Annotated in this window: 13 protein-coding genes; 7 read left to right on the forward strand and 6 right to left on the reverse strand. The window is 68.3% G+C overall.

Annotated features, from left to right (window positions below):
* Window positions 1–7: 7 nt before the first annotated feature.
* From K8612_RS37565 to K8612_RS37580, 4 genes are read right to left on the reverse strand one after another with little or no spacing between them, the layout of a single operon-like run.
* Window positions 8–1,795, reverse strand: coding sequence for a DEAD/DEAH box helicase (locus K8612_RS37565; protein ID WP_223765752.1), 1,788 nt, complete (start codon window positions 1,793–1,795; stop codon window positions 8–10).
* 9 nt (window positions 1,796–1,804) lie between these two features.
* Complete coding sequence (locus K8612_RS37570; RefSeq protein WP_223765753.1) at window positions 1,805–4,084, reverse strand: DEAD/DEAH box helicase; 2,280 nt, start codon at window positions 4,082–4,084, stop codon at window positions 1,805–1,807.
* Complete coding sequence (locus K8612_RS37575; protein WP_223742465.1) at window positions 4,059–5,429, reverse strand: ATP-binding protein; 1,371 nt, start codon at window positions 5,427–5,429, stop codon at window positions 4,059–4,061. Before K8612_RS37575 ends, K8612_RS37570 begins: the two co-directional genes overlap by 26 nt.
* A complete protein-coding gene (locus tag K8612_RS37580; protein ID WP_306799795.1) occupies window positions 5,426–7,897 on the reverse strand; it encodes a TerB N-terminal domain-containing protein in 2,472 nt (823 codons plus the stop codon). Before K8612_RS37580 ends, K8612_RS37575 begins: the two co-directional genes overlap by 4 nt.
* Before the next feature lie 242 nt (window positions 7,898–8,139).
* Between K8612_RS37580 and K8612_RS37585 the strand changes: the two genes are divergently transcribed.
* A complete protein-coding gene (locus K8612_RS37585; RefSeq protein WP_223765754.1) occupies window positions 8,140–9,726 on the forward strand; it encodes a S8 family serine peptidase in 1,587 nt (528 codons plus the stop codon).
* On the opposite strand, the gene K8612_RS37590 is transcribed toward K8612_RS37585, so the two are convergent.
* Complete coding sequence (locus K8612_RS37590; RefSeq protein WP_223765755.1) at window positions 9,723–11,651, reverse strand: ATP-dependent DNA helicase RecQ; 1,929 nt, start codon at window positions 11,649–11,651, stop codon at window positions 9,723–9,725. The genes K8612_RS37585 and K8612_RS37590 overlap by 4 nt on opposite strands.
* Window positions 11,652–11,832: 181 nt before the next feature.
* Here K8612_RS37590 and K8612_RS37595 point away from each other — a divergent pair, with 181 nt between their 5' ends.
* From K8612_RS37595 to K8612_RS37620, 6 genes are all read left to right on the forward strand, one after another.
* Window positions 11,833–13,302, forward strand: coding sequence for an asparagine synthase C-terminal domain-containing protein (locus tag K8612_RS37595; protein ID WP_223765756.1), 1,470 nt, complete (start codon window positions 11,833–11,835; stop codon window positions 13,300–13,302).
* Window positions 13,303–14,496, forward strand: a complete 1,194-nt coding sequence (locus K8612_RS37600; RefSeq protein ID WP_223765757.1) for a glycosyltransferase — start codon at window positions 13,303–13,305, stop codon at window positions 14,494–14,496.
* Window positions 14,493–15,350: an ROK family protein gene (locus K8612_RS37605; protein WP_223765758.1), complete on the forward strand. Its 858-nt coding sequence runs from the start codon at window positions 14,493–14,495 to the stop codon at window positions 15,348–15,350. The genes K8612_RS37600 and K8612_RS37605 overlap by 4 nt, the downstream gene beginning before the upstream one ends.
* Before the next feature lie 23 nt (window positions 15,351–15,373).
* Window positions 15,374–16,303 carry an HNH endonuclease gene (locus K8612_RS37610; RefSeq protein WP_223765759.1) on the forward strand — a complete coding sequence of 310 codons (930 nt, stop codon included), beginning with the start codon at window positions 15,374–15,376 and terminating at the stop codon, window positions 16,301–16,303.
* Between the two features lie 117 nt (window positions 16,304–16,420).
* On the forward strand, window positions 16,421–17,311 hold the full coding sequence (locus K8612_RS37615) for a S1C family serine protease (protein WP_223765760.1): 891 nt from the start codon (window positions 16,421–16,423) through the stop codon (window positions 17,309–17,311).
* 12 nt (window positions 17,312–17,323) lie between these two features.
* A complete protein-coding gene (locus tag K8612_RS37620; RefSeq protein WP_223765761.1) occupies window positions 17,324–18,238 on the forward strand; it encodes a S1C family serine protease in 915 nt (304 codons plus the stop codon).
* Between the two features lie 15 nt (window positions 18,239–18,253).
* Here K8612_RS37620 and K8612_RS37625 read toward each other — a convergent pair whose 3' ends face one another.
* Window positions 18,254–18,868: a hypothetical protein gene (locus K8612_RS37625; RefSeq protein WP_223765762.1), complete on the reverse strand. Its 615-nt coding sequence runs from the start codon at window positions 18,866–18,868 to the stop codon at window positions 18,254–18,256.
* Window positions 18,869–18,952 lie beyond the last annotated feature (84 nt).

Raw genomic sequence — 18,952 nt, forward strand, 5'->3', positions numbered from 1 at the left:
CTGGCCGTCAGCTCTCGGTCAGGACGAGCTGATCCATGGCACGGGTCATCGCCACATAGAGCAACCGGGCTTCCTCCCTGGCATCGGGCCGCTCGGGTGCCGGGCGCTTGAGGCGGGGAATGGCGACGACGGGGAACTCCAGTCCCTTGCTGGAGTGGAACGTCAGGACCTTCACGCTGGCCTCGGAAGACTTGAAGGCGGATTGGCCAGGACTCTTGCCTACCCACTGCAATGGAATGCCCATGTGGTTCAGATGCCGGACAGCACGCTGGCCGATATCCGAGCTGCGATAGAGCAGCGCCATCTCATTCCAGGCGTGGCCTTCCGCGTGGAGCTGTTGGAAGCGTCCTCCGATGTAGCTCAGCTCCTCATGCAGGTTGGGAAGTGTGACGACCTTCGGCGCAGGCCCACGGCGCCCCGCGGATTGGGGTTGGACGAGCGGAACGCCATCTTCGTCCGCGTCACTGGGTGTCAGCACCTCGCGCGCGAAGTCAGCGGCGAACTGGAGGATGTCCGCGGTGTTGCGGTAGTTCAGCCGCAGGATGGTGGTGCGGCCCTGGGCCTGGATGCCCACGCTCCGGAAGCTGAACCGTTTGTGCGGGTAGATGGACTGGGCGTCGTCATAGAGCAGCAGGAGCGAATTCGTCCCCGGGTCCACCATCTGAGAGATGAGCTTGAACCACTCCGGATGGAAGTCGTGCCCTTCGTCGATGAGCACCGCTCCATACTGCGCCCTGGGAATGAGTCCGCGGTCCACGGCTGCGATGACTCGCTGGACGAGTTGCTCGGAGAAGTCACCGGAAGACAGCCCCTGGGGAGGAAGACCCACGTGGAAGTGGCGAAGCTGGGCATGGCACCAGGCATGAAAGGTCTGGATGACCACCTGCACAGAAAGCCCCTGGGCTCGCAGCATCTGTTCCAGCCAGCCATAGAGCGGCTTCCCGTAGCAGAGCACGAGGATGGGGCGATGGAGCGTCCGGGCCAGTTGCAGGCAGCGGTAGCCCAGGATCATCGTCTTGCCGGAGCCAGCGACCCCGTGGATGACGCGATGGCCTTCTCCCAGGCTGCGAGCCAGTTGCTCCTGCTGGAGGTCCATGATGCGGATGAGGTCTGGAACCGAAAGCTCCAGCTCCGCCTGGACCGGCGCGGAACGGGCGAGCGGGCCGCTGCCAATCCGCAGCTCGGGGAAGACGTGCCAGCGGATCCGGTCCAGTTGAGGCAGTGAGATGGGCTGCGAGGGCGACCACGGAAACATGTCCCAGAGCCGCTTCTGGAACCGCTCGGGGTCAACGTCTTCCCCCATTTCATCCCGGCAGATGACGCGTGAGGGAGGCAGCACCTTTCCCAGGTCGCCCTCGTCGAACTGCTTCCGGGTGATGTTCGAGAGCACGACGCCATGGCTCCAGGGCAGGACGAGCCGGCCCCGGTGCGGACCTTCAGGATTCACGAGCATGGGATCGCGCTGAAGCAGCGTCGCGATCTCCTGGGCGTAGACACGGGACTGCTCGAAGGGGTTGGCCACCTCCTTGAGGCCCGTCTGCGTCATCAGGACCGCGCGCGCCTTGTCGATGCTCCGGAGGGTGTCGCGCTTCCAGTCCTTCACCTCGAGGACCAGCAGGCCCCGGCGCGGATGCAGGATGATGAAGTCCGGGTGGTGACCTGTTCCCCCGATGGGGACGTCGTACCAGAGCAGGTAATCGTCCTCGAGCTTCTCCTCCAACCGGCGAGCAAACCGCTTCTCCCCGGCCTGCATCCGGCCAAGGCACTGGTTCAGTGAGGGAATCAGCGTCGCCATGTTGCAAGCCTATCCTGGTGGGAGAGAGGCGGCATTCCCTCCCCCACTTCGGGTCAAGCGCTGTGCGGCCTGCCATGCCCCCTGCACATCGAGATGCCGTGAGGCGTAATCGCGCGCGAGCAGGGACTTCTCGACAAAGGCATCGTGCTTCTCGATGACCAGGTTCTCGACTTCCGCGGTGAGGGCTTCCGCCCTCGCGGGGCCGGCAGCAACGAAGCCTCGCAAGGCCGCCTCGACTTCCGCCTGGGCTCCCTGCACCTGAATCACCGGCCCTTGAACCTCGGCAGCCATGTCGAGCGCGTGGAATTGAAGCTCCAGCGTGTGGAGCACTGCATCTCCCATCCAGGGGAAGAGATACACGTGCATACCGGACGAGACTACGTTCCGCTCGGCGAGTCGCCACCGCACGAAGGTGTCCCGTCCCTCCTTCATCAAGTCCTGGGCACGTGCATCCAGGTATCGGGGAACCAGCTCCGAGGCATAAAGCAGGCGCATCCGTTCACGAACCTGGTCATGGACGCTTCCCACGGTTCCGGGCTCGAATTGCGGCACCCGCCCCATCGGAGCAGGCTCGAGTTCGACGACCTTCTCCTCGACATGGACCGAAAGCACCTTCCAGCGTCTTCCCCCGAAGATGAGGAACATGCCGGCAAAGAGAGGCTGGTCGATGGGCATGCTTCCCAGCGTTCGCCCCGCGGTCACGAGCCGAAACTCCTCGGGCGATGCGAAGGCCGCATAGAAGCTGTAGTGATTGACGATCCGCTCACCCACGCGCCCCAGCAACAAGGTCCCATCGTTGGATTGCTCCAACAGCCCCGCCCGTCCCAGCTCCCGCAGGAAGCGGACGAAGTCTTCCGGTGAGACCCGGGCAAATGGGCCTTGTTGGCAAAGCGCAGAGAAAACCTCGGCGGCCTTGACGCCTCCGTACTGGGCGATGAGGGACAGCACCTGCTGAACCAGCGTGGAGAAGTGGAAGGCCGTTGACGAGGGTGGCTCGCACCATCCCGCAAGCAGCAACTCCACCATGGCCACGGACTGAACCAGACGAACCCGCAGTTGATCCGGCAGCGGGCTGTTTTCGGTCAGTTCCGACTCTTGATGGTAGATGCGCAGCGTCGCGGGGCCGCCCTTGCGGCCACTGCGGCCCAATCGCTGGCGCAGGCTTGCCACGGAAGGGGCAACCCCAATCTGGGCAACACTCTGCACCGAGCCCACATCGATGCCCATCTCCAACGTCGTGGTGCACACCAGACTGACCGGACGCTGACGGGCCTTGAGAGCCGCCTCTGCCTCCTCACGAAGCTCCTTGGAAAGGTTTCCGTGGTGGGGGAAGAACTCATTGGGCAACTGAGACTGCTCGCACATCTGCCGCAGCAGATCCGCGAAGCCCTCGACATTCTTCCGGCTGTTGGCGAAGACGAGATTGTGCGTCCCCCGGAGCGCCTGGAAGAGATGCGCCCCGATGGCGTGGACATCCTCGGTCCACTCATCCTCCGCTTCCAGGGAATCGCCCTCACTGGCCGCGGCGCTGAGGCGCTGGGCATCAGGCGCCCGTGTCCGGTATCCCCGCAGTTGTAGCCGCAGCTCACCTCCTCCAGAGGGGGATGCGAGCAGCAGCACGTCCCGTCCAGCACCCGGCCGAAGGAAGTCTGCGGCCAGGGACATGTCCCCCAGCGTGGCGCTGAGCCCTATGCGGGGCACCTTCCGGCGCAACAGCAGCTCCATGCGATGGAGCAGGGATTGGAGCTGACATCCCCGCTCGGTGCCGATGAAGGCATGGAGCTCATCAATGACGATGTGCTCCAACCCCGACAGCAGCCGTTTTAGCGCGGGCCCTTGTCGCACGAAGAGGGCTTCCAGGGACTCGGGGGTGATGAGGAGGATGCCCCCCGGCGACTTGAGCAGCCGGCCCTTGTGCCCCTGGGACACATCACCGTGCCAGCGGTGCACGGGAATCCCCAAGCCTTCGCAAAGACCTTCCAGGCGCTGGAACTGGTCGTTGATCAGCGCTTTGAGTGGCCCCACGTAGATGGCCCTCACGCTGCCTTCAGCACCATCCGCCAGCCTGCTGCAGATGGGCAGAAAGGCGGCTTCCGTTTTCCCGCTGGCCGTCGATGCCGAGAGGATGACATCAGATACCCCGGCCTGGACAGGCGAGATGGCGGCCTCCTGGATGTCTCGCAGCTCCTTCCAGCCTTGTGCCCAGATCCAGCGCTGCACCCGTGGATGCAGCAGGGAGAACGAGGACGATGCGCCCCCTCCGTCAGAGCTTGAAGGAGGCAAGCTCATCGTCCGCGGATTCCTTCTGGGGGCTGGAGGCCTTGACCGCGGCGACAGGCTGCGTCTCCGAATCGGTCTCGGTCAGCGGAGCAAGGTCGGGATTGGGTTCAGCGGCAAGCGAGATACCGCCCAACAGCTCCTTCCAGTCAGCGGTGGGATTCTGTTCGAGCACGGCCAACAGGTTGATGAAGGCCGTCACCGTGCTTCGCGGAGTACGGAAGTAGGCCTCCCCAATACGCTCCGAGCAATGGCTCATGAAGCCCTGAAGCCCCTCATCCGGCAGCAACCGGGCTCCCCCTTCGCCAGCGGAAAAGACATGCCTCAGCTTGGTAAGCAGGACGTAGAGGTCCTCTGGCGTCAGGTTCGCCAACCGGAGCACGGGCGATGAGTAGTCAACGAGCCCGCCCACCGCGAAGGCATTCTGCGCCAGGCGGGACTGCAGCGCCTCATAGCTGTAGAGCCCCTTGCGAGTGTCCGTGAGGAACTCCGGAGTGCCTCCCAGCAGGAATCCGAGTCCTTCCGCGGTCCCCTGCAAGCAATCATTGAGGATGCGAAGAATCTGCTCGTAGTTGGAGGCCCTGGCCTTCGTGTTCGCCAGCTTGTAGAGGTTGACGAGTTCGTCCAGGCAGACAAGCAGACCGTCGTAGCCCGCGAGGCGGACGAAGCGCCCCAGGAGCTTCATCTGGTCGTAGACGTCCGCGTCATCAATGATGGAACGGACCCCCAGTGCCCGCTTCGCATCCGTACGCGTGGAGAACTCGCCCCGAAGCCAACGAATCGCGTCGGCCTTGAGGGCTTCATTGCCCGTGTCGTGACCGCGCCAGTAGGCCGCGATGACCTCCGCGAAATCATATCCGCCCACGAGTTCTGACAGCGCCGCGAGCTTCTCGCGGATGACTGCCTCGGGCTGGATGCCACGGGTGCGGGCATCCGTGAGGGCGCTGGAAACGAAGCGCTCCACGACACTTGGGAGCGCGCCCCCCTCAGGCTTGGCCCGCGTCGCCAGGTTGCGCATGAGTTCGGCATACAGGTTGCGCGCCTTGCCATCCGTCGCATGAATCCTTCGATCCGGATTGAGGTCCGCGTGCACCGTGACCAATCGCTTCTCCAGGGCGATGGAGCGGATGAGATTGAGGAAGAAGGTCTTTCCTGAACCGTACTCCCCAATCACGAAACGGATGCCACTGCCCCCCTCCGCGATGCGAGCCACGTCGCGGACCAGCGCCTTCACCTCTTCAACCCGGCCGACCTGGATGTGTTGCTGGCCGACTCTCGGGACGACGCCCGCTCTCAATGACTGGATGATGGCATCCCGGTCTTTCGGCCTGATGCGTCCCTGCGTCACGTCCGTCATGCCACCATCTCCTGAGCTGCCTGTTCGTTGAGCTGAAGAACTTCGTCTCCTTCGAGGACGGGCTCGCCGCAAACCTCGAAGGCTGCGTCATTGATGACGTCCAGCGCCCCATCGGTGAGCAGCCCCAACCCACTTGCGAGCTGCTCGACTTCGGCACGGGGCCACTCGGCCTTGGCCACCAAGGCTCGGAGCAATGCGGAGTGGGCTGCGTCCAGTCCCGCGACGTGAGCTTCTCCCACGGCCGGAGCGGCAGGCGCCGGCGGTGCGGGCTCCTCCTCCGCGAAGATGCTGCCCAGCAGGCTGGAAACCGCCGCGGTTTCGACCAATTTCGCCTGCACGCTCCGCATATCGAGGGCAACACCGGTCTTCTTCTTCGCCTCGGGTTGTTGCGGCGGAGGCTCGGCAGGAGGGGCAGGCAGCGTGAACCCCTTCGCGGGAGCACCGGCGAGCTGCATGGCCACAGGTTCCACAGCAGGTGCGGCTCGTGCGGCAACCACCGTGTGGATGTCTGCGTGGACACGCGCCTCGTCGAGCCCCAATAGAGGATAGAGCTTGGACAGGGTCTTGAGCTCCTGAAGCGCCACGCTCCCGTCCGCCACGGCAACCTCCACAAGCAAACGGCCCAGCGCGGCACGTGCCGCCGGAGTCAGCGAGTCCACCCGCTTCTTGAGGCCCGCGGTGGAGGCGGGACGCTTGAGCAGCCAGTCCAGGTGCGCCTTGAGACGAACCTTTTCTGGCGGCGACAAGTCCTGTGAGTTTTCGAGCATGGATTCCAACCGCGCCTTTTCTTCGGGACTGACCGTGCCATCCGCGGTCGCAACGGCGGCGGCCAGATGCAAGGTTGCCAGTGCCGCGAGGTAGGTCGGAGCCGGAGCACTCGGAGACTCCGGCGGAAGGACAAAGACAACAGCGGCCTCGTCCGTGGCCAGCACAGGACCACTGAACCGGGGATCCGGCTCCATGCCGTAACCCAGTTTCTCCAATGTCTGAGCAAGTCCTACGGCCTCGGCCTTGGACATCTTGGCGGGGGCCGCAGTGGGCCAGTTCGTCATGAGCGTGCGAGCCTCAAGAGCGGCCACACCGCGTCCCGCGAGCGCGCCCTCAAGGATGGACCGAAGCGCCTGTACTTCTTTTCCGCCCTGCACCGCAGCCAGTTCCGGGGGGAGTAGCGCCAGCGCAGCCAGGCTTTCGCGCCCCTCCGGGTTCTTCCCAATCCAGCGGCTGAAGGGTTCAAGCTCGGCACAGCAGTCTTCGATGAGCGAGTGCAGAGGCTTGAGAGAGGACTCGGAAGCCTCGAAGACGGTCGCAGAGGCGAGCGGCACCATGCCCCCGAACGAGGCACTCGCAGGCTGGTACTGGGCCTTCACCTGCGTCCTCCGGGCACGGGGCACGAGCCCCTGACCATGGTCGCGAGCGTATCGCGCGCGAAACAGGGTCTTGAACTCTTCCGGGCAGCGGGTCGCGGGCGTACGAAGACGTGTGTCACTTGCTTCGATCGCCCATGCCAGGGCCCAGTCCGCAGGCAGCGGCAGTTGCCTGGACGCAGCGGTCCCCACCGCGACGCGCACATCGAACGACGCCTCGCCCTCACTCCGAAGCGCGAACTGAGGCAGTTCTCTCAACAGTCCCTCTTCCCCTACCCTCCGGACGCGAAGGACATCGAGCAACTGGGTTGCATACCGACGGAACGAGCCGTTGGCCCCATAGACACGCAACAGACCTTGAACCTCTTCCTCCATAGCGCGTACTTCCGCCGAGGCCACAGGACCCTTTGCCAGATCGATGAGGGTCCGCCGCTCCAAGCCATAGAAGAACAGGAAGACGTAACCGATATAGGCGTCAGGCCTGCGTCTCCCCTCCTCAAGCCACTCCAGGTAGCCAGCGCGACAAGCGGGAGAAATGGTTGAGTAGGAGGGCCAGTAGTTCATGCCCTCGCCGCTGCGGTCCGGCCTGGATGCAACCTGGAGGCGTGGATTGATGAGGGCGGGTTCAGGACTCGGGACGTTCACCGCCGCGAGCTTGTCTCCGACGTACACCATGCCCCCCGGAATCCTCCGACCCGCCACCTCGACCGATTGGCCGGGCGGAATCCAGGTCGTACCTCGGGTTTCCACGAGCTTGGGGGAAGGCTCGATTCGCTCTGGCGTGCGAGCGGGAGCAGCGGAGCGCGGCTCTGGCAGGACTGAATCTGGCCGAGGTGGAACCTGCGAGATCCGCTGAGGAGGAACCTCTTCCTGTTTTGGAGCTGAGAGGCTCGGCGGAAAGCGTGGCGCGGAGGGGACAGCAAGGCCTGCCCGGCCATGTGCTTGCGCACTCTTTTCCTTGAGACCCGCCTTGTGTCGCTTGCGAGCAGACTCAAGTCCCCAAAAGGCGAGTCCCAGCATGACAAGTACACACAGGATGCTGCTCGCATCACCCGACTGGGAGGCAGCCATCACGATTGGCACCTCCCGCACCCACGCGGCCATGACCCTGTTTCCCCCGCCTGAAGTCGAAAGAACTCCAATCCTCGGAGGAGTCTATCATTCAAGTTGGAGTGGAAAAGTCAGCCTTCTGCCTCACGGAGTCACGTCTCCAATGGGTACACACTGACCTCTCCGTCAGAGGTATTCGCGCAAGAGGAACATAGCCACGTCGAGCTGTTCACGTAGTCACCGCCCTGGGGGCCTGTAGCCCTTCACGAAGTCCCAGGGGTACAGGTGCGCTCACCATGGCGCCGCCCGAGCAGTTCGAGTCCTCGAAGCTCCGCACCCTCGACGTCCTCCTGCGCGAGGGTTTCGACCGGGCCTCCCTGGAGAAGACCGTGGCCGCGCTCGTCGGGGCGGAGCCGTGGATCATCCGCCCGGTGCCGTTCGATTCCACCGGCCGCTCGTTCGACCTCCTGCCGCCCGGCATCGTCAAGCCGGCGGAGGCGTGGGAGCTGGCGCGCCGCCTCCAGGCGGACCCGGGTGTGGAGGACGCGGATCCGGCCTTCGAGGCGGTCTACGCGGAGCCGGGCGCCGCCAGGGACGCGGCGCCCACGCTCCTCAAGGCGCGGCCGGCGGAGCCCGGGGCGTTCAACGAGGGTGATTGCGACTGGAGCCCGCGCTTCGTCAGGGCGGACGAGGCGTGGATGCTGCCCGGCGGCGCGAGCCAGGGCGAGGGCATCGTCATCGGCCATCCGGACAGCGGCTACCTGCCCCACCCCGAGCTGGGACAGAACTTCACGCCGAGGCTGGGCTGGGACTTCATCGACGATGACCCCACGACGGAGAACCCGGGCGGAGGCCACGGGCTGGGCACCGCGAGCGTCATGTCGAGCCCGTACAACAGCCCGGGCGCGGACGGACCGAAGCTGTTCGTGGATGGCGTCGCGCCGAAGGCGGAGGTCATCCCGCTGCGCGTCGCGAAGCCCACGCTCTTCATCCCCGCGCCCGTGCTGTTCACCGTGGGCGCGGACCGGCTGCGAGACGCCATCGGGTTCGCCATCCAGCGGCGGGTCCATGTCATCAGCATCAGCCTGGGGTGGCTGCCCAACGCGGGGCTGCACCGGATCATCCAGCAGGCGGTGAGCGAGAACATCATCGTCATCGCCGCCGCGGGCAACTACACGGGCCCCATCGTCGTCTGGCCGGGCGCGTACGACGAGGTCGTCGCGATGGCCGCGTGCAACGCGAGCGCGCAGCCCTGGGCCCACTCCGCCTGGGGCAAGGCGGTCGACGCCACCGGGCCGGGCGAGGACGTCTGGGTGGCGCAGCCCGCCGACAAGGTCGGGCAGAGCAGCGGCACGTCCTATGCGACCGCCACCGTCGCGGGCATCGCCGCGCTCTGGCTGGCGTACCATGGCCGGGACAACCTGCTCGCGCGGTACCAGGGAGGCCCCCCGCTCGCGCAGGTCTTCCGCCATGTGCTCCGCGCAAGCTGCGACAGTTGGCCCCAGAGCCAGCTCGCATGGGGCGCCGGGCTCGTCAACGCGAAGGCGTGCCTCGAAGCCCCGCTCCCGGACGCGACGGAGCTGGAGTCGTTCACGGAGAGGGCGCTCCGCCAGGAGTCCTCGGAGACCGTGGCCTCCACCTTCAGCGGCCTGCCGGAAGCCGACGTCCTGAAGGGCCTCGCGACCACGCTCGGGGTCGACGAACAGAAGGCGGCACGGCTCGACGCGGAGTACGGGCGCGAGCTGCGGTTCTGGGCGCTCACCGATGCCCCCTTCCGGCGTGCGCTCCAGGAAGGCGCCGGAAGGGACCGTCAGGCGCTCAAGGCCCGCGCCCTGGCCACCCTCCCCCCGTTTTCACCGAGCCTGAGGGCCGCGATCGATTAGCTCGCTTCACTGAACGCCAGCACCTGGGCGAAGGGATACTCCGCCAGGACGCCGAAGAGTTTGTGGCCGTTGAGCTTCGCCTTGGAGAGCGCGGGGCTACTCAGGCCGCAGAGGAAGCGCGCCGCCTGCCTGGGATGGCCCAGCGCCTCCTTGTGCTTCGCGACGAGCGCCTGGAACACGGTCACGTCCAACTGCTCGTGCAGGTCCGGCCGTGGGTGCGGCGGCGGCAGCACTCGCGCCACGCCCGTCCGGCAGAAGGTGCAGTGGCCGCACGGGGCTTCACGCTGCTCACCGAAATGGGCCACCAGCGCGTTGCTCTGACAGCCGTCGTGCGTGACCAGCCGGAGCACGTCTCGCACCCGTGACACCTCCTGGACCTCTCGCTTCTGGAAGCGCTCCTGCAACAGGGCCACGAGCGCCTTCGCGTCCTCGCGCTCGCGCAGCCGCGTGTAGCGCTGGCGCGGCTCCGCCACCTGCACCTCCGCGTAGCCCTGCTCCTGGAAGTAGTCGAGCGCCTTCACCACCCGGTCTCGCGGCTGCCCCAGCGCCTTCGCGACTTCGGCGGGGTCGAACGTGTACCAGGTGCGCCCCTTCTTCGCGTGCGCGAACAGGTCCTTCACGAAGCGCGCGCGCTCCCCCTGGAACTTCCCGATGAGCGCCTCCACCGAGCCCGCCGGCTGCACCTTGTAGCCCGCGTAGAACGGCGTGCCCTGGCGCAGCACGCCCTCCAGCTCCAGGTACGTCAGCGCCGTGCGCAGCACCAGGGGCCGCAGGTCGTGGCGGTTTCCCAGCACGTACAGGTCCAGGTGCAGCTCCGGCCCCGAGGACACCAGCTCCTCCACCAGCGCCGTCAGCGCCTCCGGCAGCGGCGTGTCCCCGAGCGCGAAGTTCTCCAGCGTGGGCACGTCGTCCGGGCACGCGAGCAGCTCCACGACGGACGGCCTGCCATCACGGCCGGCGCGGCCAATCTCCTGGCTGTAGCTCTCCAGGCCCTTGGGCAGGTTGTAGTGATACACGGCGCGCACGTCCGCCTTGTCGATGCCCATCCCGAACGCGATGGTCGCCACGACGATGCCCTTCGCGGAGTGGGTCCACGCCTCCTGCACCCGCTCGCGCTCCTCGGCTTCCAGGCCCGCGTGGTAGGCGCTGGCGGGCAGGCCCTCCGCGCGCAAGAGCGCCGCCACGCGCTCCGCGGTCTTCTGCAGCGTGACGTAGACGATGGTGGAGCCGGGCGGGCGCGACCGGAGCCGCTCCACCAGCAGCGCATCGCGCGCCTCCGGCCCCGTGGGCGTGGTCTCCAACGTGAGGTTGTTCCGGTAGAAGCCGGTGACGACCGCGTGCGACTCCGGGATGCCGAAGCCCTCGCAGATGTCGTGCACCACCTGCGGCGTGGCCGTAGCGGTGAGCGCCAGGATGCGCTCGGCCCGGAGCGTGCGCGCCGCCTGCGCGAGCTTGAGGTAGTCCGGCCGGAAGTTGTGGCCCCACTCGGAGACGCAGTGCGCTTCGTCCACCGCGAAGAGGGAGATGGGCAGCTCGCTCAAGAGCCCCATGAAGCGCTCGTTGTTGAAGCGCTCCGGGGCCACGTAGAGGAGCTTCAGCGTTCCGTCGCGCAGGGACTCCGTCACCTCGCGCGACTCCTCCAGCGACAGGGAGGAGTCCAACCGCGCGGCGCGGATGCCCCGCCGCTCCAGCGCGTCGATTTGATCCTTCATCAACGCGATGAGCGGTGACACCACCACCGTGAGCCCTTCGAGGAGCAGCGCCGGGAGCTGGTAGCACAGCGACTTGCCGCCGCCCGTGGGGAACACCGCGAGCGCGGAGCCGTGGGGCTCGAGCAGCTTCGCGAGCACCTCGCGCTGTCCGGGCCGGAAGGACTCCAGCCCGAAGCGCTCCCGCAACACGACCTCCATCGCATCCGCCCGCATGTCCCGCCCTTCCGTGTTCACGCTGTCCTGGAGGGTTATCGCACCCTCCGAAAGGCCCGGGAGGGATGAATCAGGGCGACCGTCTGGCGGCGCTCGTCCTGGCGACGCCTCGGCCCGCTTCCTGAGCGGGCGGACACGGGCGCTACGGCTGCGCGGAGACGAACCCTATGATGCGGACCGCATGCCGCCCCGCGCTCCCACGGTGTCCCCCACAGGAAAGGCTCCCGCGCGCGGCCTGTCTCCTCGGGCGGTGAGCGACCTGCTGCTGCATGCCCGCGCCTCCAGCACGGACTTGCGGCCGGGGACAGCGCCCATCGGCGTGACGCTGCCCGGGGTCCTCCGCGAGGCCGGGGCGCGGGACGAAGAAGCACTCGCGGCGCGGCTGCTGTCCTCATGGTCCGACACCGTGCGGGCGCACGTGGACGCGGGCACCCACGAAGTGAGCCTGAGCGGCGGCGTGGACAGCGCGGCCCTGTGCGCGATGGCCGCACGGCGCGCACCGGGGAAGGTGCGCGCGTGGACCATGGACGTGCACTTCGCGGACGCGGTGGAGCGGAGCAACGCGCGGCGGATGGCGAAGGTGACGGGCGCGGAGCTGGTGGACGTGCTCATCCCGGACGCCGTACTCCCGGACCTGTTCGAGCACGCGGTCCTCGCCAACCAGACGGTCATCCTCAACGCCCGCGCCGTGGCCAGCTACGTGTTCTATCGGGAGGCCCGGCGGCAGGGCGCGGGCCCCGTCCTCCTGAGCGGCGCGGGAGCGGATGAGGTGCTCCAGGGCACGCCGGGAGTGCTCGGCTCCGCGAAGGCCCGCGTGGACGAGGACCGGGCCCTGGCCGCGCGGGTCCTGGTGGCTGTGGACAACTCGTGGACGTCGCTCCGAGCCGGCTCGCGCGATCATGGGGCGGCACGGAGGGCTGTGGACAACTCGGGAAGGGCGCGGTCCGAAGCCCTGGAAGGCGATCAGGAATCAAAGCCATCCATCCCCTCTGGGAATCTCGGCTCCGATCAAGCCGTGGGCCCGCGTGAAGACCCCACACCTGTGGACAACTTGAGGACTGTTTCCGAGGGCGGAAGCGACGATCACGCCCCGCGCGCCCTCCCTGTGGACAACCTGGGGACCGGGCTCGCCGCGCCGTGGGAGCTGCCATCGGAAGACGCGCTCCCGTCCGAGGAGCTGCGGTACGCGAAGTGGGTGCTCTCCGAGCTCGTCCTCCCGCCCGAACTGCGGGGCGCCCGGGCCCACGGGCTCACGGTCCGCACGCCGTACCTGGATGAGGGCTTCGCGCGGGTGGCGCTGGCCCTGCCGGAGTCCGTGCTGCTGCGGGACGGGTTCGGCAAGTGGCTGTTCCGGCACGCGGTGCGGTCCCTGGTGCCGGAGGAGGTCCGCCTCGCGCGCAAGACGCCCCGGTATGGGCACACCGCCCTCTCCAGCCCGGTGCGCTCACGCTGGCTGGAGCTGTATCGCGCCTGGCTGTCTCCGGCGCGGCTGGAGCCCCTCCAGGTCATCGACTCGCGAGCGGTGCTGGGATTGCTGGAGCGCTACATCCGCCTGTCGCCGGACGACCCGAGGGCCGGACCGATGGATCGGCTGTTGATGCGCCTCATGTCCCTGGCCATGCTCCAGGCCCACACCGAGGCGCCCCCCTGAATGTCCCGAGTCCTCATCGCCACCTCTCCTGAGAAGGGCCACCTCAACCCGATGGTCGGCGTGGCCCAATGGCTGCGCCGCCTGGGACACACCGTCGGCTGGCTGTGCATCCCCGAACCCGCGCCGCAGCTCGAAGCCCTGGGCGTGGAGGTGCTGCGCCTGCCGCACGTCGAAGCCGCGCCGCCGGGCATCGAGACCGGAGGCGAAGCGCTGGCGAAGCTGGTGCTCGACGACGTGGCGCTGGGGAGGTGGATCCGGGGGCTGTTGCTGGACTCCGTCCCCGCGATGCTGGAGCCCGTGCGGGAGGTAGTGCGCGCCTTCCGCCCCGACGTGATGGCGCTGGACGGGATGCAGTACGCGGCGGTGCTCGCGGCGCACACGGAGGGGATCCCGTGGGCGGGCGTGTCCTCCGCGCTCACGCTGCTGGAGCCGCGGCCGGAGATTCCCCTGCTGCGCAACGTGCGGGCGTTGAAGGACGACCGTCAGGCCCTGTTCCGCCGTCACGGCTTCGACGCGCGCTTCCGCACCTGCGAGTGCCTGTCGCCCCGGCTCAACATCATCTTCGCCACCGAGGCCTTCCTGGGCCCGGACGCGGGAGTGCCCCCGGACACGCTGCTGGTGGGCCCCTCCATTCCGCCGGAAGCCCGGGGCGACGAGGTGCCCTTCCCCTGGGAGCGCCTGGGCGACAAGCCGGTGCTGTACGTGTCCTTCGGAAGTCAGATTTCGTATCAGCCGGAGCTGTTCCGCCTCATCGCGGAGGCCGCGAAGCCGTTCGGTGTGACGCTGGTGTTGTGCGCGGGCGAGCTGGCGGACACGGACTTCCCGGGCACGCTGCCCGGTGACGTGGTGGCGGTGCGCTACACGCCGCAGCGGCAGGTGCTGGAGCGCGCGGCGGCGTTCATCTCGCACGGCGGCGCCAACTCCGTGATGGAGGCGATGACGGCGGGAGTGCCCATGCTGCTGCTCCCGGTGTGCAACGACCAGCCCGTGCAGGCGCACTTCCTGGAGAAGGCCGGAGCAGGGCTCGCCAGGGACCCGAGGACCCTCACGGTGGAGTCGTGCCGCGAGGCCATCGCGCGACTGCTGGCGCCGGAGTCACCGCTGCGCGACCGCGTGGCGGAGATCTCCCGCTCCTACCGCGCGCACGATGGCGCGAGGACCGCCGCGGAACGCATCGCCGGGCTCGTGTCATGAGTCGCTCGAAGTGGAGCCCTCGCCGCCATCACCCCGAGGGGGTTTCACCGCTGGAGGTGTGGAACCTGCCCGTGTTCGGCCGCGAGCTGTGGGAGCTGCTGGGCTCTCCGTGGGTGGAGGACGACCGGCGCGCGGGAGTCCCTGGAGCCACGCTCGCGGCCCGCATGATGCTTCCGCTGGGGGAGGCGCTCGCGTTGCTGGTGAAGCAGCACGCGCCGGACGCGGCGTATCTGAGTGGAGGCCTGGCGGAGCTGGACGGCTTTCCCGCCGCGTTGAGGGACGCCACGGCGTCGCTGCGCCGCCCGGTGCACATCGCGCTGTCACCGCGCTTCGCCCCCGTGCGCGCGGGGCTGCGCATGCTGGAGGCCCAGGGTGCGCGAAGCCCGCTCTGCGTGGACGTGGGCCAGACGAGCATCAAGCTCGCGCGCGCTGGCGCCACGCGCGTCGTGGAGCGGAACCTCTCCACCCTGCCCCCGCTGTTCATCGGCCAGCCGCGTCCCGCGGACGGCCATCACATCCGGGACACGGTGGCGTTCATCGCGGGAGCGCTGCGGACGTTCCTCGCGGAGGACAGCCGCGAGCCTCCGGACGCGCTGTGTCTGGCATTGCCGTGTCCGCTGGATGAGGCCCTGATGCCCGGGGGTTGCACCTACGGCTTCGAGGGCACGGCGTCCCTGGTCCCGGACATCCTCGCCCACGCGGGCCTGCCGGACACGGGAGGCCCCGTGCTGGTGCTCAACGACGCGGAGCTGGCGGCCGAGTCCGCGCGGCGGGCCCCCCAGGTGAAGGGGCGCCGCGTGCTGTGCCTGTCCCTGGGCTTCGGCCCGGGGGGTGCCCTGCTCGAACGCGGCTGAGCCTGGTAACCTGGTCGTGGACCGTGCCCACGCCCTCCGACAACGACCAGGCCATCCGGCTGGCGGCCTTCAAGGCCTTGCAGGCGCTGGTGGAGCGGCACGGAGAGGTGCTGCCGTGGGAGGTCATCGCGGAGGGCTTCCAGCTCCACGGCGAGCAGCATCTGTTCGCCAACCGGACGCGCGGCATCTTCTGGCCCCGGCAGATGCAGGAGACCGCGCTGTCCATCAAGACCACCGTCCCGCGAGGCTCCCGCGTCGCCCGTTACGACGATGACAACATCGCCTCGGACGGAGCCTTCCTCTACAAGTTCCAGGGCACGGACGTGGAAGCGCGAGACAACCGCCGGCTCGTGCGCGCGCAGCAACTGGACGCACCGCTCGTCTACTTCTACGGCATCGAGCCCGGCTTCTACCGGCCCCTGTGGCCCGTCTACATCTCCGACGTGGACCTCGCCTCGCACTCCTTCCACGTCATGGTCTCCGAGCCCGAGACGGTGAAACAGCACTTCGTGGCGGACGCGAAGGCTCTGACCTGGGAACGGCGATACACGACGGTGCAGGCCAAGAAGCGGCTGCATCAGGCCGCCTTCCGTCAGCACGTCCTGAACGCATACGAACGCCGCTGCGCGGTCTGCGCGTTCCCTCGCACGGAGCTGCTGGACGGCGCCCACATCCTCCCGGACCGCGACGAACGTGGCCACGCGGAGGTCCCCAACGGACTGGCGCTCTGCCGGCTCCACCACGGCGCCTTCGACACGAACCTGATGGGCTTCCGTCCCGACGGCGTCATCGAGCTGGCGCCCAGCCTGCTCGCCACCCGGGACGGCCCCACGCTGGAGCACGCGCTGAAGGGCTTCGTGGGCAAGACGCTCCACCTGCCGCGCGCGAAGGAGCTGCGGCCCAGGACGCTCTACCTGGAAGAGCGCTACGAGCGCTTCCGCCAGGTGGGCTGAGACCTCCTGACCGGAAGGAGAGGTGTCCTGCCTGAATGGGCAGGTCGCCGTCCTGCCCGGTCCGCCGATGTGGCGCGATTTCGAGCCCTTTAGTTTCAGACTCGAAAGGAACACGCCATGTCCACCGACACCCTCCAGTCCCTCTCGCAGTCCATCTCCACCGTCGTCGAGCGCATCGCTCCCTCCCTCGTCCGCGTCGAGGCCCGCCGTCGCCGGGGCGCCAGCGGCGTCGTCTGGGACGCCGACGGTCACATCCTCACCACCAGCCACGCCGTCGAACACGAGGGCTCCATCCAGGTGGGCCTCGCGGACGGCCGCTCGGTGTCCGCCGAGCTCGTCGGCCGCGACCCGAGCACCGACCTCGCGCTCCTCAAGGCCGACGCGAGTGGACTGACCGCGCTCGCGCCCGCGCCGCTCGACGACGTGAAGGTCGGCCACATCGTCCTGGCCATCGGCCGTCCCGGCCGCACCGCGCGGGCCACGCTGGGCATCGTCAGCGCGTTCGGGGGCGACTGGCGCACGCACGCGGGCGGGCAGGTGGACCGCTACCTGGAGACCGACGCGGACCTGCCTCCGGGCTTCTCCGGCGGCGCGCTGGTGGACGCGCAGGGCCGCTTCCTGGGCATCCCCACGGCGGCCTTCTCGCGCACCGCCGCGGTCGTGCTGCCCGGCGGCACGCTGACGCGCGTGGCGAACTCGCTGCGCGAGCACGGCGGCATCCGCCGCGGCTACCTGGGCGTGGGCGCCTACCCGGTGCGCCTGCCGCGTGAAATCGACGGCACGAAGGCGGGGCTCATCCTGCTGTCCGTGGATCCGGAAGGGCCCGCGCAGAAGGCCGGGCTGCTGCTGGGCGACGTGCTGGTGAGCCTGGGCGGCCAGTCGCTGCACGGCGTGGAGGACCTGCTGGGCTACCTGGGCGACGAGAAGGTGGGCGCGTCCATCCAGGCGAAGGTGTTGCGCGCGGGCGAGCTGCGCGAGGTGCCCATCACCGTGGGCAAGCGTTCTTGAAAGGAGCCGGCGATGAAACTGTTGCAGCAACTCTCGGATGACCTGGAAGGGCTCGTGGCCGGCGCGGCTCCGGCGGTGGTGGGCGTGGAGCACGCGCGCGGCCACGGCACGGGCCTGTTCCTCACGCCGGATGGCTACGTGCTCACCAACCGGCACGTGGTGATGCGCACGCCCAAGCGCCTCACCGTGCAGCTCCACAACGGCGAGGAGCGCCGGGCCACGCTGGTGGGCGGGGATGCGCCCACGGACCTCGCGGTGGTGCGCGCGGAGGGCGAGGACTTCCCCACGCTGCCGCTCGCGGATCCGGAGACGGTGCGGGTGGGGCAGTTGGTGATGGCCATTGGCAATCCCTTCCGCCTGGAGCAGTCGGTGTCGCTGGGCGTGGTGAGCGCCATCAACCGCTCCATCACGCTGCCGGACGGGGTCATCCTGGAGGGGATGCTCCAGACGGACGCGGCCATCAACCCGGGCAACTCCGGCGGGCCGCTGCTCGACACGCGAGGGCGCGTGGTGGGGCTCAACACGCTGGTGTTGCCGTTCGCGCAGGGGATTGGCTTCGCGGTGAGCGCCACCACGGCGGCCTGGGTCGCGAGCCTGCTCATCCAGCGCGGCCGGGTGGACCGGAAGTTCCTGGGCATCGCCGCCACGGCGGTGAACCTGGAGCCCGCGCTCGCGAAGGACACCGGCCAGCCGCGAGCGGTGCGCGTGTTGAAGGTGCAGGAGGGCACGCCCGCGGACGACGCGGGGCTCCAGCCGGACGACCTGCTGCTCGGCATCAACAGCCGGCCGGTCAACAGCGTGGACGACCTGCAGCGGCTGATGGCGCTCGCCACCGAGGAGGAGGTGCACCTGGACGTGCTGCGCAAGGGCCGCCGCAAGGACGTCTCCGCCCGGGCCCGCCACCGCCGCGAGCCGGTGGCGGCCTGAGCTCAACGGGCAGGCTCACGGCCACGTCAGCATCAAGCCCACGCCGTCCGGCGCGGGCACCAGATGCGCCGTGAGCTGCCCGTTCAGCTTCGCGTTGAGGAACGTCAGCACGCCGTCGAACACGAGCAGGAACGCGCCCTGCATGAGCACGCTCTTGCCCCAGCCCCTCAAGCGCTCCGAGTCCTTGCGCAGCCCTCGCTCCCACAGGAGCCCGCCGAAGGCGATGTAGCCCACGTCCAGGCCCGCGTTGAAGAGCAGCAGCTTCTCCATCCGCTGTCCTTCGGACAGGCTGCGCGCCAGGTCCCATGAGGCCGGATCCGCCGTCGCCTGTCCGTGATAGCCGAGCCCCGCGATGACCAGGTTCACCACGTTCCAGGCCGCGTTCGCCTGGAAGAAGGCCCGCGTCTCGCCTTCGCTGGCGAAGTGTCCTGCGACGCCCGTGCCGATGTTCAGCACCGCCCAGCCGAACAGGATGCCCATCGCGGTCCGGTTCACGCGCACCGCCTCCGCGTTGTGCTCCGCGAGCCACGCCTTCGCATCCGGGGCAGGCGTCTCCTGCGCCACCCCAGGCATCGCGAAGAACAACAGCACCAGGACACAGCAGGAACGCACGAGGCGGGCGGGAACCATGGCCGCACTCTAGGGGGTGTCCCTAATTAGCTGAAGAAAGGTGCTGGAGGCCGAGCGGCCGCCAGCACCGTGGTCAGGGCTGAG

It is taken from the genome of Corallococcus sp. AS-1-6, from assembly GCF_020037015.1.
Taxonomy (GTDB): Bacteria; Myxococcota; Myxococcia; order Myxococcales; family Myxococcaceae; genus Corallococcus.